This window comes from Levilactobacillus yiduensis (assembly GCF_024718525.1).
Taxonomy (GTDB): domain Bacteria; phylum Bacillota; class Bacilli; order Lactobacillales; family Lactobacillaceae; genus Levilactobacillus; species Levilactobacillus yiduensis.
Genome location: NZ_JAMXAZ010000014.1, coordinates 28,956 through 44,996, shown reverse-complemented (window position 1 = coordinate 44,996; position 16,041 = coordinate 28,956). Strand labels below are relative to the sequence as shown.

The 16,041-nt window shown below is 54.6% G+C and carries 10 protein-coding genes; 5 read left to right on the top strand and 5 right to left on the bottom strand.

Annotated features, from left to right (window positions below):
• The first annotated feature begins 119 nt into the window (after positions 1-119).
• Together NGM66_RS08970 and NGM66_RS08965 are read left to right on the top strand one after the other, a co-directional pair.
• Positions 120-1,289, top strand: coding sequence for an acetyl-CoA C-acyltransferase (locus NGM66_RS08970; protein WP_208910874.1), 1,170 nt, complete (start codon positions 120-122; stop codon positions 1,287-1,289).
• A 62-nt stretch (positions 1,290-1,351) separates the two neighbouring features.
• Positions 1,352-1,543, top strand: a complete 192-nt coding sequence (locus NGM66_RS08965; RefSeq protein WP_208910876.1) for a hypothetical protein — start codon at positions 1,352-1,354, stop codon at positions 1,541-1,543.
• 52 nt (positions 1,544-1,595) lie between these two features.
• Here NGM66_RS08965 and addA read toward each other — a convergent pair whose 3' ends face one another.
• On the bottom strand, positions 1,596-5,384 hold the full coding sequence (addA, locus tag NGM66_RS08960; protein WP_208910877.1) for a helicase-exonuclease AddAB subunit AddA: 3,789 nt from the start codon (positions 5,382-5,384) through the stop codon (positions 1,596-1,598).
• Positions 5,368-8,973, bottom strand: coding sequence for a PD-(D/E)XK nuclease family protein (locus NGM66_RS08955; protein WP_258115559.1), 3,606 nt, complete (start codon positions 8,971-8,973; stop codon positions 5,368-5,370). Before NGM66_RS08955 ends, addA begins: the two co-directional genes overlap by 17 nt.
• Before the next feature lie 182 nt (positions 8,974-9,155).
• Between NGM66_RS08955 and NGM66_RS08950 the strand changes: the two genes are divergently transcribed.
• Positions 9,156-10,298 carry an ArgE/DapE family deacylase gene (locus NGM66_RS08950; RefSeq protein WP_258115558.1) on the top strand — a complete coding sequence of 381 codons (1,143 nt, stop codon included), beginning with the start codon at positions 9,156-9,158 and terminating at the stop codon, positions 10,296-10,298.
• A gap of 66 nt (positions 10,299-10,364) precedes the next feature.
• Here NGM66_RS08950 and NGM66_RS08945 read toward each other — a convergent pair whose 3' ends face one another.
• The 3 genes from NGM66_RS08945 to NGM66_RS08935 all read right to left on the bottom strand — a co-directional run bounded on the left by NGM66_RS08945 (position 10,365) and on the right by NGM66_RS08935 (position 13,316).
• Entirely contained in the window at positions 10,365-11,387 is a 1,023-nt protein-coding gene (locus NGM66_RS08945) for a polysaccharide deacetylase family protein (protein ID WP_208910885.1), read from the bottom strand.
• A gap of 264 nt (positions 11,388-11,651) precedes the next feature.
• On the bottom strand, positions 11,652-12,029 hold the full coding sequence (locus NGM66_RS08940; protein ID WP_208910888.1) for a hypothetical protein: 378 nt from the start codon (positions 12,027-12,029) through the stop codon (positions 11,652-11,654).
• Positions 12,030-12,713: 684 nt separating this feature from the next.
• Positions 12,714-13,316, bottom strand: a complete 603-nt coding sequence (locus NGM66_RS08935) for an SDR family oxidoreductase (protein ID WP_208910889.1) — start codon at positions 13,314-13,316, stop codon at positions 12,714-12,716.
• 149 nt (positions 13,317-13,465) lie between these two features.
• Here NGM66_RS08935 and NGM66_RS08930 point away from each other — a divergent pair, with 149 nt between their 5' ends.
• Both NGM66_RS08930 and NGM66_RS08925 read left to right on the top strand, forming a co-directional pair.
• The gene (locus NGM66_RS08930; protein WP_208910890.1) at positions 13,466-14,449 is read left to right on the top strand and encodes an aldo/keto reductase; all 984 of its coding nucleotides are present in this window, start codon (positions 13,466-13,468) and stop codon (positions 14,447-14,449) included.
• A gap of 219 nt (positions 14,450-14,668) precedes the next feature.
• Positions 14,669-15,979, top strand: coding sequence for an NCS2 family permease (locus tag NGM66_RS08925; RefSeq protein WP_208910891.1), 1,311 nt, complete (start codon positions 14,669-14,671; stop codon positions 15,977-15,979).
• Positions 15,980-16,041: the final 62 nt, after the last annotated feature.

Below are 16,041 nucleotides of genomic sequence, written 5' to 3'. Positions count from 1 at the left end.
ATTTGCCGTCGATTCCTTAAGAAAAAGCAAATCCCCCCAATTTAAGCCCAAAATTCAAGACAAATCCGGAAAAGTCAGTTATATTTGAGGTTCGGAGACTATCGAAAAGGAGAATCACCATGGCAGATGAAGTTGTGATTGTAAGTGCGGTGCGGACCCCCATTGGCAAATTTGGGCGGAGCTTGCGGGGGCTTTCGGCCGTTGAACTGGGCACCATTGCGGCCCAGGCTGCCGTTACGCGGAGTGGGCTCGCCCCTACCGCGATTCAACAAACGATTTTTGGCACGGTCCTTCAAGCCGGGCTAGGGCAAAATGTAGCGCGACAAATCGAACTCAATGCCGGTCTACCGGTCACGAGCACCGCAATGACCATCAATCAGGTCTGTGGCTCGAGCCTGAAGGCCATTCGGTTAGGCCAAAGCGCCATTCTCATGGGCGACGCCGACGCTGTACTCGTGGGCGGCACCGAAAGCATGAGTAACGCCCCCTTTTTAAACAACGACATTCGTTGGGGACAGAAATTAGGCCACACCACGCTGGTCGACAGCCTGGCCAATGACGGCTTGACCGACGCTTTTGGTGGCGAGGCCATGGGCATTACCGCGGAAAACGTGGCCGCCAAATACCACGTCACCCGCGCCGAACAGGACGCCTTTGCCCTACGTTCCCAGCAAAAAGCCACCCAAGCCCAAGCCGCGGATCGTTTTACTGACGAAATTATCCCCGTGACCGTTGGTGACACGACCATCACTGCCGACGAGGCCGTGCGGACGACCACATCTCTGGACCAACTGGCTCATTTGAAACCAGCCTTCAAGGCCGATGGTACGGTCACAGCCGGCAATGCCGCGGGTCTAAACGACGGCGCGGCAGCCATGGTGTTGATGCGCAAATCAGCGGCCCAAGCGGCGCACATTCCTTATTTGGCCACGTTGCGCGGCTACCGAGAAGTGGGCATCGACCCTGCCATAATGGGCTACGCACCGGTAACGGCCATCCAAGGTGCACTGGGACAAGACGACCTGACTATTGCGGACATTGACCGTTTCGAGATCAACGAGGCCTTTGCCGCTCAGTCCGTTGCCATTGCCCGCGACCTGGCCATCCCCGCCGACAAGCTCAACGTCAACGGCGGCAGCATTGCCCTCGGCCACCCATTAGGCGCCTCGGGGACCCGCATCGTCGTCACCCTCTTGCACGAGCTGATCCGCGCTGATCTACATCGCGGTCTCGCATCCATGTGCATCGGTGGCGGTATGGGCATTGCCCTAACACTCGAACGCGATTAGGCGCTGCCGACCAACAAGTCTGGTATAATGGCGTTAAATAGCTATGGTAAGGGGCGCATGCGATGTTAACCACAGACTTCGATGTTAAATTAAAACTGATCATCATGCTGGTCGTTGGCCTAATCGTTCTGGCCAGCATCATCGGTTGGCTGTTCCACCGCGACCACCACTACACGCGGTATTTTACTGGCGTACTGGTCGTCATGGTCGTTCAAGTCTTTATCTTGATTTCGCTATTCTTGATTCATCAATAATTCAAAAAAACGAGGACGGATCGTCATTGCGACGGTACGTCCTCGTTTGTTGTTAGTCTGGTAAATTCTGAATTTTCTTCACCGGTACTGCCAACAGGTCACCACTCGCCAACAAGTAGAGGTACTGGGCGACTACAGGTTTGCCCGTCATCTGCTTTAAAGCCGCCGCGTATAAATTGACCTGGCCGCCATACCGGTCCAGCAATTTGGCCTCACTCTGCGCTTTAGCCGCCACGTTGACGTGGTCCGTCTTGTAGTCAAACAGGACCACACCGGTGGGCGTCTCCAAATAGCCGTCCACGATCCCATGGACCAGCACCTGTGAGTCGGCTTCTTTAAAGTTTCGAAACAGGCTACGGGCCGGCATCAACAGGGAAAACGGCACTTCACGATGGAGTTCATCCGGCGCCGCCAAAATTTGTTGGCCCAGCTCACTGTCATAGAAGCGCAGGATGGCCGCCGGTTGAATGCGTTGCGCGACTGCGGCCGTTAACACTTGGTCGGCCACCAGTTGGTCAATGACCGCCTGCACACTCGCCGCAGTGGGTGCTGCGTGCACATCCAGCTTTTGCAAGACCAAATGCGTGGCGCTCCCAATTTCGGTCGGCAAGGGCTCACGCACGGTCTGGAGAAATTCCGGTCGGGCGAAGTCGTGTGTCACGAACCGGTGTCCCGTTTGTCCCGTAGCGCTGGCTTGATATTCGCCAATCGTGGCGTTGTCGGGGTCCTCGAATAGCCGCTTGGCTTCTGACACGGACTGGTACGCCGTGGTCACGGTCGCCGCCTGGTGCGGGTAATGGAAGTCCATGATGTGTTGGAACTGTTCACCGTCGACCGCCGTTGCCGGCACCTGTGCAGCGGACGCGCTGTTGGTCTTTAGCCAATCCACGGCCGCCGCATTAACGCTTTCTGTCGGCGCCAGCTCACTGGCCGTCGCAAAGGTCACGCTAAAGTTGGCGGGATCACCAGCCAGCCCAGAGAACGTCGCCGTCCCCTGGCGCAAATCGTCGGGGAATTTGCCATCCCGGACTAAGCACATGCCGATCCAATCCAAATAATTGGCCACCGTGCTCTTCTCCCGCAAGGTCGCATTCAAGACCAAGTCCGGACTCTGGTAGGCCTGTTCCCAAGCCGTGATTGCTTCAGCCTGCGTCTTGTGTGACCCCACGATGTACAACCGCGATTCGGCCCGGGTCAACGCCACGTACAATTTCCGCATTTCCTCGGCAAGACTGGCCCGAGAAATGGCTTGGGCGGTGACTAGTTTTTGCAGACTAGGTGTCTTGACACGACTCTCCGGATCCAGGTAGTCAATGCCAATGCCGCGTCGGCCACTCATGACGTAATTGCCCTGCTGGTCTTGTTTATTGAATTCCCGCGAGGCATCCATGATGAAGACGACCGGAAATTCCAGTCCCTTACTGCCATGAATGGTCATAACGGACACGGCGTCTTCAGCCGACTGAACCGGTGCACCGGCCAAATCGGCCTCGCGTTCCTGGAGTCGTTCCACGAACCGGACGAACTGAAAGAGGCCTTTGAAGCTACTCTTCTCATAGCTCTGCGCCCGTTCATACAAGGCGTGAAGGTTGGCCTGACGCTGTTCACCAGCCGGCATCCCCCCGACATAGTCCAAGAAGCCGGTATCCTGATAGATTCGCCAGATCAGCGTAACCAATTCGTTTTGCTGAGCCACGTCGCGGAAGGTCTGGAGCTGTTCCAGAAAATGACTGAGCTTGTTATAGACGTTCAGCTGAAAATCACTGGCCGTCGTGGCCGCAAAGGTCCGTTGGTAGTGCAACAATGCCTGATAGTAGTCGCCGGTCTTTTGGTTGATCCGCAGTTGGGCGAGTTCATTTTCATTTAAGCCCACGATGGGTGACCGCAAGACCGCGGCCAACGGAATATCCTGGTAGGGGTTATCGATAATTTTTAACATCGCCATCATGATTTGAATCTCGGTGGTCTTAAAGTAATTTTGCGCATCATTGACCACGACAGGGATTCCCAGACGGCGCAGTTCATCCGTAATGATTAGGTTATTGGTCCTCGTTGGTGTCAACAGCGTAATGTCGCCGTAAGAGATCGGCCGAACCTTTTTTTGGTCGCGGTCATAAAATGGCGTCTTGGTAGCCACCAACTCCTGAATCTTCTTCCCCACCAGGAGCACTTCCCCTTGATGCTTGTTGTCCACCTGAAATGTCGCATCAAGGGGTTCACCGTCCGTATCCGCAGCCGAATCGCCCTCGGTCAAATAGACCAACAGCTCGGCCGTACTGGTCACGTCCGGCGCCTGGTCATCGTAGTAGGTGGCGCCATACTTCAGCTGTGCCGACCCAGTATAGGCGATTTCGCCTAGTTCTCGGTCCATTAGCTGCTTAAAAATCAGATTGGTAAAGTCGTCCACATTTTTCATCGACCGGAAGTTCTCGGCCAGGACGATCAGCTGGCCATCGTCACCATCCGTGGCGTACCGGTCCGTCTTGTCCATGAACAAGGTGGGGTCGGCCTGCCGGAAGCGGTAGATTGACTGCTTGACGTCCCCCACCATAAATAAGTTGCCGTGTGGGGCTGGTTGAGCGATGGCCGTCAAAATGGCTTCTTGCAGACCATTGGTGTCTTGGTATTCATCAATCATAATTTCCTGATACTGGTCGCGCAATTGTGCCGCGACCTGTCGCGACTGGTCGGTGTCACTGGTCAAGATCTCCAGCGCGGCGTGTTCAATGTCGGCGAAGTCCAAGACGTGACGCCGCTGTTTTTCTTGACGATAGGCATCCCGAAAGGCCGTCACCACCCGGGCCAACTCCCCAACTAGTTCACCGGACTTGGTGATAGTCGTCAGGACCTGTTCTTCCGTCTGCAGCAGATAGGATTTCTGGAGCGCCGCCAACTGCTTACGGGCCGGGTCGTAGTAGGTACTCTTCAGCTCGTTATAGACCGGATAATCTTCATTATTTTTTCGGATATAGGGCATTTTCCCCCAGGCAAAGTTTTGAATCGCCGCGCGCAACGCATTCCAACTATCACCATCCACTAGATCTTGAATCTCTTGTACCTGGCCAAGTAGCGGGGTCAGATGCGCCTCTTGTTTGGTCAAATCCGCCTGCACGGCCAGCTGTTGTGCGCTGGTCAGGTCGGCCTTGACCTGCTGGAGTTGCTCAGTGAACAATGGCTTGACCCGCTGCTGATAAAAGGTCGTGCCGGTCAAATGGTCACTGTCCAACTGGTACGGTTGTGGTAACGCCGCCAGCCAGGCCGCTGGGTCCGGGGTCGCGTTGGCAAACGTATAGGTCTGTTGCACCAAGTCGGCTAGCCCCTGATCATTCCGGTCCCCCGAAAAGTTCTCGGTCAGCCGGGCAAACACCCCCGATTCATCATCGGCGTAGAGCTGTTCGCGCAGATCGGCCCAGACCTCATCCCGCAGTAGCGTGTTTTCCGTTTCGTCCGCTAGCAAGCGGAACACGGGGTCCTGGTCGATCACGTAGTAGTAATGCTGCAGAATGCGCAGACAAAAGGCATCCAGCGTACTGATGTCAGCGACCGGTAACTGGTTCAATTGGCGCAGATAAAATTGTTGCTGCTCACTATTGCCTTGATTGGCAGCCAATTCCTTGCGCATCTCGGTTTGAATCCGGTCGCGCATTTCCGCGGCGGCCGCCTTGGTAAAGGTCACGATCAAGATGTGGTCGATACCCATCCCGGCCTTGAGGTGCTCGATCACCCGCTGGACCAGCACCCGGGTCTTCCCAGAACCGGCCGAAGCCGAGACTAACAGGTTATTGCCCGTCTGGAAAATGGCTTGGTGTTGGCTTTTAGTATAGTTAAATTTTGTGCTCATCGGGGCCCTCCTGTCCTTGTTCTGCCTTGATTTTCGCCATGACGTCGGCTTTCTTTAACGCCGCGAGATCCCGGTAATTATTTTCCTTTAGTAAGGGGTCAAACTGCATGATCGACTTGTACGGCGAATACTGTAGGGCCGTGCGACTCTGTTGCCGGAACGGCGCCAGGTCCACGTGGCCCTCAAAGATTTCCGTGGCCGCGCGTTTGATCAGGCGTTCCGTGTGGGCTAGCAGTAATTTCAACTCCTCGGGATTCACAAGCAGCTTGCCATAAGAGCTGATGCCCTTCTTGGTCTTGCGCAGCCCGCGGAAGAGTAAGGAACTCCCGGTGAAGTCAGGGTCCGCGAACAGCGTGTCCAAATTGGTCAACAGGTCTGGGTCATCGAGTAACAGGCCCTGATACTGCTCCGCTTTCAACAAGGCATCCCCCAGGTCCGTCCCCAATACGTCGGCGGCCTTTAAAATCGGGTTTTGCAGGTGCAAGTACACCGCTCCCGCCAATTCGGCATCCTTAGCCGTCACGTTATCCAAAAGATCTGGCATATTCTTCTGGACGGCATCCAGATACGTCAGCATTTGCATGGCCTGACCGTAGTAGGCATCTTGGTAGCTGAACTTGTGCTCGGAGCTCTTGTAGTCCACGATGCCCAGGTAGGTCTTATCGTTGACCTGCATGGCATCCAGCCGGTCGATCCGGCCGCGGACTGTGACCTGGCGTTGCTTACCAACGTCAAAGGACAGCGCCGCTAAGCCTTGCTCGTCCCCCAGGCCAAATTGCACCTCGGTCCGCTTGGGCCGGAATTTGGTGCGTTTACTCTGTTCCTGCAGGGTCGACGCCATCCGCCGCATCGTCTTGATCAATTGCTCGCGAATGTAGGTCATCCGGTGGGAACTCTCCAGAATGGCGAATTGCGGGTTGGCCGTTGTGTCGAGAATCTTGGCAATGACCTCGTCCGTCATTTCGCGCAATTGCTGGTCGTCCATCTCGGCTAGATCAAGGTGCTGGCGGTTAACCAGCTTCATCAGGCCATCTAAGGTCGCGTGGAAGAACTCCCCGGTACTTGCCGGTGAAAGCTCAAAGACGTCGCGTTCCTGCAGTTTTAGGCCGTATTTCAGGTAATAGGCGTACGGGTTGGCATAGTATTCCTCCAACTTGGAAATGGAAGTATTGATCTTATTGCCATACAGTTGGGTCACGATGTCTGGCGTCAGTGACGTCGGCACGTTGCGGTAGCTGAGACTGCCCAGTAATTTGGTCGTTAGCTCACCATAATTGGGGTCCGCGCGCAACAGTTGTAGCACGTACAGCCAGGCATTAGACAGCGGCTTTTCACGGAGTTGACTGTCATGGCCGGCTTGGACCAGATGTCGTAGCGTGGTCCGCCGCGTCCCGATGAACGGTAAAATGTCGTCGTCCTCGGCTTGAGGAGTCGCCGCCGCAATTTGAGTGGGCAGTTGGAAATAATCGCGAATCCGCGCCACGTACGGCGAAATCTGCAAGCCATTGTGGTCCGCATCGCTGGTGACTGGATAGCTGAAAATCAGCTGTTCGCTACCACTCAAATAAGCCAGGTAGTTTAAATATGGCTCACCGGCCAATTGCGTTGCGGCATCGTCGCGGAGATAGCTATTTTCATCGACCTGCTGGAGCTGTTCACTCAGGTCTTGTCGATCGTTATCCGCCAGCAATGTCGTTGGCACCTGGTCGTCCGGCATGGCATCGGCCGTGGCCCCCATCAAGAAGGTAATCTTACGGTTATTGGCTTGGACGATCCCGCTTTCAGAAATCGTGACCTGATCTAAGGTCGACGGAATCTGATTGAATTTAGCCCCCGCAAACCCGGCCTGTAGCAATGCCTGGAAATCCGCTTGGACAAACGGGGTGTCGCCCAAAATCGTGTGGAACTCGTCTAAAATTTGGCAGAAGGTGCCCCAGGTCTGTTCGGGTTGCCCAGCCTTGACCAGGTCCCCCGCGTCAATGGCTTGGTCCCGCCAGGCCATCAAGCGGTCGGGCACCCCGGCATTGGCCAGAAATTGGTAGAGCACGGCCACGGCATCGGTGTAGGTCGCTGCCGCCTTGAGCCGGGCAAAGAATGGCGGCAAGGTTTGCTTGACGAAACGGCGGATCACGTTGATCTGCGTCGTCGTTTGCGCATCCTTAGTGGTTTGTACTCCGCCATCCCCCGCGGCGAAGCGGTTGAAGACCCAGTCCGCTTCCTGCGTCCAGCGGTGTTGGCCCTCGTAACCAGTCTTCAAGACCAAGTTCTCGGTCAGTGCCAGCGCTTGGCGGTAGGCTGTCAATGACATCGGCTTGCCATCCGCGGCTGTGGGCAACAATAATTCTGATTTCAAGACCCGAAAGACGTCGGCGTAGCGGTAGTTCTTACGCTGCACGTCAAACAAACCATTGAGCAACTCAACAAAGGGGTGGTCGGCCATTTGGACGTCGGCGTCATCAAAGTACGGAATCGCCTGTGCCTGAAAGATGGGGTCGATCACCGTTTGGTAGGCGTCCAAATGTCGTGCCAGCACGAGAAAGTCTTGGTAGCGGTACTTACCCGTCACCACCAATTGGCGAATCTGCGTGGCGACGCGCGAGACCTCCACGTAGCGGTTGTCGGCTTGGACGATCTGAATGTTGGTCGGCGTCACGGCTGCGTGGGCAGGCAAGGGCGCCAAGGTGTTACTGGCCTGCCAGTAGTCATCAAGTGCCTGTAGGTCGGCAGAGACCCGGGCTGATTTCGCCCGCTGGTCCACCAGCACGCGGACGTGATTGGCCTGGGCCACCGTGTAAAGTTGATGATAGGTTTTAGCTGATTGAAAGAATAGATTGGTGGTGTCTGGCAAGTCTTGCGGATACGGCTTATCCAGGTTCAAGGCCACTGTCACGCTGGCGGCTTGTTGAATCAAAACCGCCACCAACTGCCGCTCCTGAGCGCTCAGTTGCGAGAAACCTTCCAGATAGAAATGCGCATGGCTCAGGTCAACGCGGTGCGTGAGGTAATCGGCCAGCTGATTGAGCAGGTCGGTGTTTTCAATGTATTTGCCCAGCATCTGGGTCTCAAATGCGTCATAGATAATCATCAGGTCGTGCAGCTTGGCCTGCAGGTCGGCGTTGGTGCCCGGCAGTTGATCGATAGCGCTCATGAGGTCGGCGGCCGTGACCTGACCCACCTTGAATTCGGCCAATTGTGTCGTCAGTTGGCTGACGAAGCCGGGACGGTCAACCTCACCCCTGAAGATGGTCAGCTCATCGGCGTGGCTCTGGATAATCTGGTAGATCAGCATGTTGAGTCCGGCCGTAGAGATTCGGGGCAACTGATAGACCGGTTCATTTTTCATGAAAAACCAGGCCAATCGCGTAAACGAAAAGACCTGGACCTGCGTCTGGGCAAACAGCGGTTGGTCCGGCGCAATCTTGGCCTTTAACGCCGCCAAGACATCGACTTCCGTTTCAAACTTGATATGGTTCGGCACCAAATAATAGCCCTGATCAGTGGGCTGGTCCGTCACCTGTTGTGCCAGTGCCGCGACCATCGGCGCCCGGTGGTCCTGCCCGGCGCTTCCCAAAATAAATTGTAAACTCATCAGCCAACCTCCATTTTCGTTCTCGTCTTAGTTGATTATATTCTAGCATATCCGTCAGCAAAAGCGAACAAATGTTTGCCATAAATTTTGTGATATTCAGCAACTTTACGGGCCATTTTTCTGAAAGCGTGCTACACTGAATTATAATATTAAAAAATGGTGAGAAAGTGGGCTGGTATTATATGAAAGACAGTGCAGCAGTGCAGATTTTACAGGACTTGGTCAGCATTAATTCCGTCAACGGTAACGAGGAAGCCGTCGCGACCTATATTCAGCAGCTCTTCGCGGAGCACGGGATCGCCGCCAAACTAATTTCTTACGCTCCCGGCCGTAGCAACGTGGTAGCCGAAATCGGTGACCCCGCCAGCGATAACGTTTTCGCGCTGGCTGGTCACCTAGACACCGTGGCCACGGGCGATTTGGCCGATTGGCAGTTCGACCCATTTAGCGCGCATATTGCCGACAATACGCTTTACGGCCGTGGTGCCGCAGACATGAAGAGTGGCCTGGCAGGCATGCTGATCACCTTCATCAACCTTGCCGACGCTCAGGTCAAGCTCAACGGCCGGTTGCGGTTCATCGGGACCGTCGGCGAGGAAAACGGGGCCATGGGCTCACGGATGCTGACTGAACAAGGCCTCGCTGACGATCTGACTGGCATGGTCATCGGCGAACCGACCGGCGGCAACTTAGTCTACGCCCACAACGGATCACTGAACTATCACGTCTATTCTCGCGGGGTCGGCGCCCACAGTTCGATGCCAGAAAAAGGTGTCAACGCCATTACCAATTTGATCAAATACGTGACCGCCGAAGCTACCGAATTTGACGACGCCCCGGTCAGTCCAGAACTCGGGCCGCTAGTCCACAGCGTGACCGTCTTCAACGGTGGCGAACAAGTTAACAGCATCCCCGCCAAGGCCGAGCTTCAAGGCAACATCCGGCCGATTCCGGAATTCGACAACGCCGCCGTCATTAAGCGGTTGAACGAGACCGTCGACCGCCTCAACCAAGAAGACGGCGTGGACCTGACCTTGCACGTGGACTACAGCTTCAAACCAATCATCAGCGCACAGGATTCCCCGCTCGTCAAAACGACTAAGGCCATCGCGGACGCCGAATTTGGCCACCCCATCGACCTGCAAGTCATCCATGGCGCCACTGACGCATCGGAGTTCACCAAGTCAGCCAACACCTTCCCCGTCATCGTTTACGGCGCGGGCAAATGGTATGACGCCCACTCGCTGAACGAATCCGTCGACCTCGACGAATTCCGCCACGTCCAACACGTTTATGAACAACTGGTCAAGCAATTGTTGGCCTAATCTATCGCTACAGCAAAAAACGATCAGTCTCACGGGAAAATGTTCCACGTGAAACTAATCGTTTTTTTATTTGCCAACGACTCGCGAATCGTGCGCGCCAAAGTATTGTAACCCCGGCAGCGCCTGATTGTTCAGCAGTTCGCTGACCGTGACCAATTTGTACCCCTTGGCCTTGAGGCGCTTGATGATCGTTGGTACCGCGGCGACGGATTGCTTGTGAACATCGTGCATCAAGATGATGTCGCCACCCCGCGTGTCTTTCATGACTTCTTTAATATCCTTCTTGCTATTCAAATATGCCCAATCGCGTGAATCCACCGACCAGCGAATGATCGGCTGCTGGAGCTTGCGGCCTTCCGCAGCGGTAATGCTCCCGTATGGCGGCCGAACGTATTGCGGCAAGGTCTTCGTCGCTTGATAAATGGCTTGATTGGTCCGCAAGACCTGTTGCGCCGTCTTCTTGGTCCCAATGCTACCAAAGTTCGGGTGGTTCCAGGAATGGTTCGCCAACTCGTTGCCCCCTGCTAAAACGGCCCGGGCAATCTGCGGATAGCGTTTCACACTTTGACCAACCTCAAAGAACGTGGCGTGCACGTGGGCCTTCTTCAGCGTCTTGAGCAGGCGCGGCGTCAAGGTCTTATCCGGTCCATCGTCAAAGGTCAAGGCCACCATCTTGTTGGCGTTGATCTTCTGGGTGCGGTTAGCCTTGGGTAAGTAACGATTGGCAATCTTGCCCGTTAACGCGCTGTAAGGCACCGTGACGTGTGACAGCTTAAAACTGTTCTTCAGTAGCGGCATCTGTAGCCCCTTCTCGGCCAGTCCCGCCTTCTTCGTCATGTGGGTCGGCAACTTCACTTGATATACCGCTGGCACCCGCTTACTCTTAGACTTGGTCGTCTGTAAAATCGCCTGACGCGCCGCTTCCCGAACAGCTGCCAGTCGATGTGGATTTTTGTTGGTCAACTGCCCGTACGTCACCATTTTCATCGTTGCTTTAGCCTTCGCTGGGGCCACAACTGGTGCGGACCCCCAACCCAGGGTCAATGCGAACAGCGCCGTACCCAAAAGTAATTGCCAATACTTCTTCATGAGATCTCTCCTCCAAAAAAGATTTCTTCTCCCCTATCGGTATCTCCATCTTACCAGTTTTACGTGCGCAATAGCGGCTTGACGCGAAAATGTCACAAAAAAATACCAGTTCGCTTAGTCGCCGACATTTGGTGACTTTGCTGGCATTTTCCATGTATCGTTTAATGCTGTTTGCCATTAATCTTTTCCGTATAACTTGGTCAAATCACCTGTTGATTATGGCGGCCCCATTTCAACGCCTAACAAAAAGGCGACCAACCTAAGCTAGTCGTCTGAATCAGTCGCGTCTTCTGGCGGATTGATGGTTTGATGATTTTCTTGCAACACCGCATTCGTGTAGTGCTCCAGATCGGCCAAGACCGCCGCACTGTCACCCTGTTGTTGGGCCGCCATATTTTCGGCAACTGCCCAGCGCGCTAACGTGGCCGTGATGGGCACGATGTCTTGGATAATCGTCATGTCGGAGTCGTCTTGATGCTGGTCGCGAATCGTTCGGAAACTTTCGATATCCGTGATGAGGCGCAGGACTTTACCAGTCGCCCGTTCCACGGACTTAAAAATTACGAAGTGGGCGCGTTGATTGGCCTCATCCATACGCTCGCGAATCGCTTCTAATTGGTCTTGATCAATATTAATTGCCACTGCTTTCACCCCACTAGCTCTATTTTAACAAACATTTCGGCAACCCACGACTGAATTCCTCAGGTTTTGGCAAACTTTAATCAGTTAGCACAAACAAGATGGTCCGTGCTGGCCGCCTTACCGTTCGCCAAATGTGGACCGTGACGCTGTGGGAAGGACCGGTCGAAGCCCAAGAACGGTCTTCAACCTCGGCTGAGTCCAAATTCAGCTCACTCACGGCTACGTGGAGAATCACCCACCAATGTAGCTGAACGTTGCTATTTCAGCAATGTTCCTGCCAATTTTGTGACCGAGCACTGCTGTAACTGTGGATGTCGGGTGTGACCCAATTTAATAGTCATAATTTCTGTCACCAGCTTCACTGCTGGTTGGCGTTTATCAGCAGCATTGTCTGCCCTTCAACGCTGCCAAGAAACACTCCGACTGGTGATAAATCATCCCCGTAGCTGAGAGTTCGCCAAATATGAGCTCAGCCGTGGGAGATTCCTTAGCGGCACGATTCACGCCGGTTAGGGATCTGGCGACTTCGAGACGCGGTCCTTCGGCTCAAAGTCGAGGCGTCGAGACCGCTTCTTGGCTCGACCCGTCCGCCCACCGCGTTCCGGCTCATATTTGGCGAACGGAAAGCGGACAGCTCAGACTGTGTAGTTGTACGCACCTAATTTTCCTGCCAGCTTTAATCAGTTAGCAGATCGCCAACGACTGATAATCTGCGCCACCGTCAGTCATCAGCTGGACAGCGACCTGAGCGACTGTTTCACGTGGAACAGTCCCAGCCGGTACAGCCGCGCCCTCTTTGATGATCCGAGGGTCGCGTTTGGCATCGTCATTCAACGTTACCGGCCGCAAGATGGTGTACGGGAATTCCGCCTCGTCCACCAATTTGGCCGCATACCGTTGCTGGTTCAGGTATTCCTTGACGTCGGTGATGCCCGAGTAATGCAAGTCGCCCGTGACCTCCTGATCGACGCCGGCCGTACTCAACATCACGAACCGCGTCAACGTCAGGCGCTGGTGGTATTGCGCATCGAATAACGCCTCAAACGCCAGGTCCACGTCCATGCCGCTCAATGCCGAGAAAATAATGGGTTGGTCTTGCAGGGCCGGACCGTAAGTTGCCTCTTGCGTCAGGTCCCCTGTCAAAACCGTGACCTGTTGGGCTAATGCGGGCGCCACCACCTCGTCAGGCGCGCTTAAGAGTCGCACCGTCGCGTCGGCTTGCGTTGCCAGTTGTTGGGCGACCGACTGCCCGAGAGCACTCGCCCCCACGATTAAGTAAGTTGTCATTTTTCACCGCTCCTTTTCCTTGCCTTCCAGTGTACCAGAAAGTGGCGCTGGCTAACACCAGACCAAGTTATTTTTCACGCTCGGTGAAATCCGCTATAATAGGAAATGTATTTGAATCCGGTTTCACAACTTCATTAGGAGGGTCATGTATGACACACAAACAAGTTACGATTGGTAAATCTGATGTGCAGGCCACGCCACTCGGTCTCGGGACTAACGCGGTCGGCGGCTACAACCTCTTCCCCAATTTAAAAGATGAAGACGGCTTGAACCTGGTCAAGGCCGGGCTGAACAACGGTATCAAATTGCTCGATACCGCCTACGTTTACGGCCTGGGTCACTCCGAAGAACTGGTCGGCCAAGCCATGCACGACTTCGACCGGCACAGCTTTGCGCTCGCCACCAAGGGCGCCCAGGACTTTTCGAGCGGCGAACAGGTCATCAATAACGACCCCAAGTTCCTGACCGCCCAAGTCGAGGCCAGCCTGAAACGGCTCAACACCGACTACCTGGATATTTACTACATTCACTTCCCCGACAAGCAAACACCTAAGGCCGAAGCAGTCGGCGCCTTACAACGCTTGCGAGAACAAGGCAAGATTCGCGCGATTGGGCTGTCCAACTTCAGTCTGGACCAAGTCAAAGAAGCCAATGCCGACGGGTATGTCGACGTGGTCGAAGACGAATTCAGCCTGCTCCACCGCGATCACGAGGCTGATTTGATGCCATATCTCAAGGACCACCAAATTAGTTTCGTCCCATACTTTCCGCTGGCTTCCGGCCTGTTAACTGGGAAATACGATCAAGACGTCACCTTCCCGGCCGACGATATCCGCAGCCAGATCAGTGATTTTCAAGAACCACGGTACAGCCAAGCTCTCAAGGCCATCGACGCCATCCGGCCGATTGCGGACGCGCACAACGCCACGGTCGCCCAAACCGTCTTAGCCTGGTACATGCAAGATCCACTGGTCAGCGTCGTCATCCCCGGTGCCAAGCGCGCTGCCCAAGTCGAGGCCAACGCCCAAGCCCTGGACGTCACGCTCAGCGACGCGGAATACCAAACGATCGACACGGCCTTTTCTGGCTTTAAGTCCATCACCAGCGGCAAGTCCCTGGCTGATCCGGATTAACCTGCATCAAAACATGACTGAGTCTGGGAAATTTCCCAGGCTTTTTTTATTTTTCGAGATAATCACGAACTAGTCCATTATAAAATTATTTATAATTCGTGATTGCTTTTATTTTTAGAACGTGATAAGCTCTATAAGGATTGATTAAGAATAAAAACACGAACGATAGCAATAAACGTTCGGATTTTACATAAATTTGCCTTAAAGGAGCAATCATTCATGCAAAGAATCGCTGACTTTTTCCATTTTGAAGAATTGGGCACAAACTACAAGAAAGAAACGCTGGCCGGTTTAACGACCTTCGTTTCCATGGCGTACATCTTGTTCGTGAACCCGCAAGTGCTGGGGGCTTCCGGCATTAGCCAAGGGGCCGTGTTTACCGCGACCGCCTTTGCCTCAGCCTTTGGGTGCATGTTGATGGGGATTCTGGCCAACTACCCGATCGCCATCTCCGCCAGCCTGGGGATCAACGCCTTCTTCGCTTACTCCGTAGTCATCGGAATGAAGGTGCCTTGGGAAACGGCGCTGGCTGGTGTCTTCGTGGCCTCCATCCTGTTCATGATCCTGACGGCCTTCAAGCTGCGGGAAAAGGTCGTCGATGCCATTCCACGGGATTTGAAAATGGCTATTAGCGCCGGGATCGGCCTGTTCATCGCCTTTATTGGGTTGAGCCAAGGTGGCTTGATCGTCGCCGACAAGTCCACGGTCGTGACCCTCGGCTCCCTGCAAGTTGGAAGCACGTGGTTGACCATCTTCGGGTTAATCGTGACGTTAGTGCTGATGAGTGCGCGCGTTCCTGGGGCCATCTTCATTGGGATGGTGGCCAACTCCATTTTGGGACTGTCAACCGGCTTGATCGCTATGCCTAAGCAATTGGTCTCCGGTGTCCCAAGCATCAGCTCCACCTTCATGGTCGGGCTGACCCACGTTACTAGCATCAACTCCTTACAGCTGGTGGTCGTCGTCTTGACCTTCTTGCTGGTCACCTTCTTTGATACCACCGGGACCTTAGTTGGCCTGGCCGAACAAGCCGGTCTGGTCAAGAACAACAAGCTGCCACGGATCGGTAAGGCTCTGATGGCCGATTCCAGCACTATGGTCGTCGGTTCGCTGTTAGGGACGTCGCCGATGGGGGCCTTCGTCGAATCCTCTGCCGGTATCGCAGTCGGTGGTCGGAGCGGTTTCACTGCCATTGTTACTGGGATTCTCTTCATCTTTGGGGCCTTCTTCTCCCCACTGCTCGCGGTCGTGACCAACCAAGTCACTGCCCCAGCCCTGATTATCGTGGGTGTGCTGATGGCCCAATCCCTAAAGAACATTCACTGGGAAAAATTCGAAGTGGCTGCCCCAGCTTTCCTGATCGTCTTGGGCATGCCGTTGACCTACAGTATTTCTGACGGTATCGCCTTGGGCTTCATCACCTACCCGCTGACCATGATTGCGGCCAAGCGCGGTAAGGAAGTCGGCGCCATGATGTACGGGTTAGCCGTCGTCTTCGTCTTGTTCCTGTGGATCTTAAACGCTGATTAAGCTTCATTAACTGAAATCCCGCCGTTGGGCTAACTGCCTGAACGACGGGATTTTTTGTGCTA

What these genes read in the sequence shown, in the direction of transcription:
- NGM66_RS08945 (WP_208910885.1), bottom strand. Translation starts at nt 11,387, where the DNA reads ATGAAGAAGTATTGGCAATTACTTTTGGGTACGGCGCTGTTCGCATTG.
- NGM66_RS08950 (WP_258115558.1), top strand. Translation starts at nt 9,156, where the DNA reads ATGAAAGACAGTGCAGCAGTGCAGATTTTACAGGACTTGGTCAGCATT.
- NGM66_RS08955 (WP_258115559.1), bottom strand. Translation starts at nt 8,973, where the DNA reads ATGAGTTTACAATTTATTTTGGGAAGCGCCGGGCAGGACCACCGGGCG.
- NGM66_RS08930 (WP_208910890.1), top strand. Translation starts at nt 13,466, where the DNA reads ATGACACACAAACAAGTTACGATTGGTAAATCTGATGTGCAGGCCACG.
- addA (WP_208910877.1), bottom strand. Translation starts at nt 5,384, where the DNA reads ATGAGCACAAAATTTAACTATACTAAAAGCCAACACCAAGCCATTTTC.
- NGM66_RS08970 (WP_208910874.1), top strand. Translation starts at nt 120, where the DNA reads ATGGCAGATGAAGTTGTGATTGTAAGTGCGGTGCGGACCCCCATTGGC.
- NGM66_RS08925 (WP_208910891.1), top strand. Translation starts at nt 14,669, where the DNA reads ATGCAAAGAATCGCTGACTTTTTCCATTTTGAAGAATTGGGCACAAAC.
- NGM66_RS08965 (WP_208910876.1), top strand. Translation starts at nt 1,352, where the DNA reads ATGTTAACCACAGACTTCGATGTTAAATTAAAACTGATCATCATGCTG.
- NGM66_RS08935 (WP_208910889.1), bottom strand. Translation starts at nt 13,316, where the DNA reads ATGACAACTTACTTAATCGTGGGGGCGAGTGCTCTCGGGCAGTCGGTC.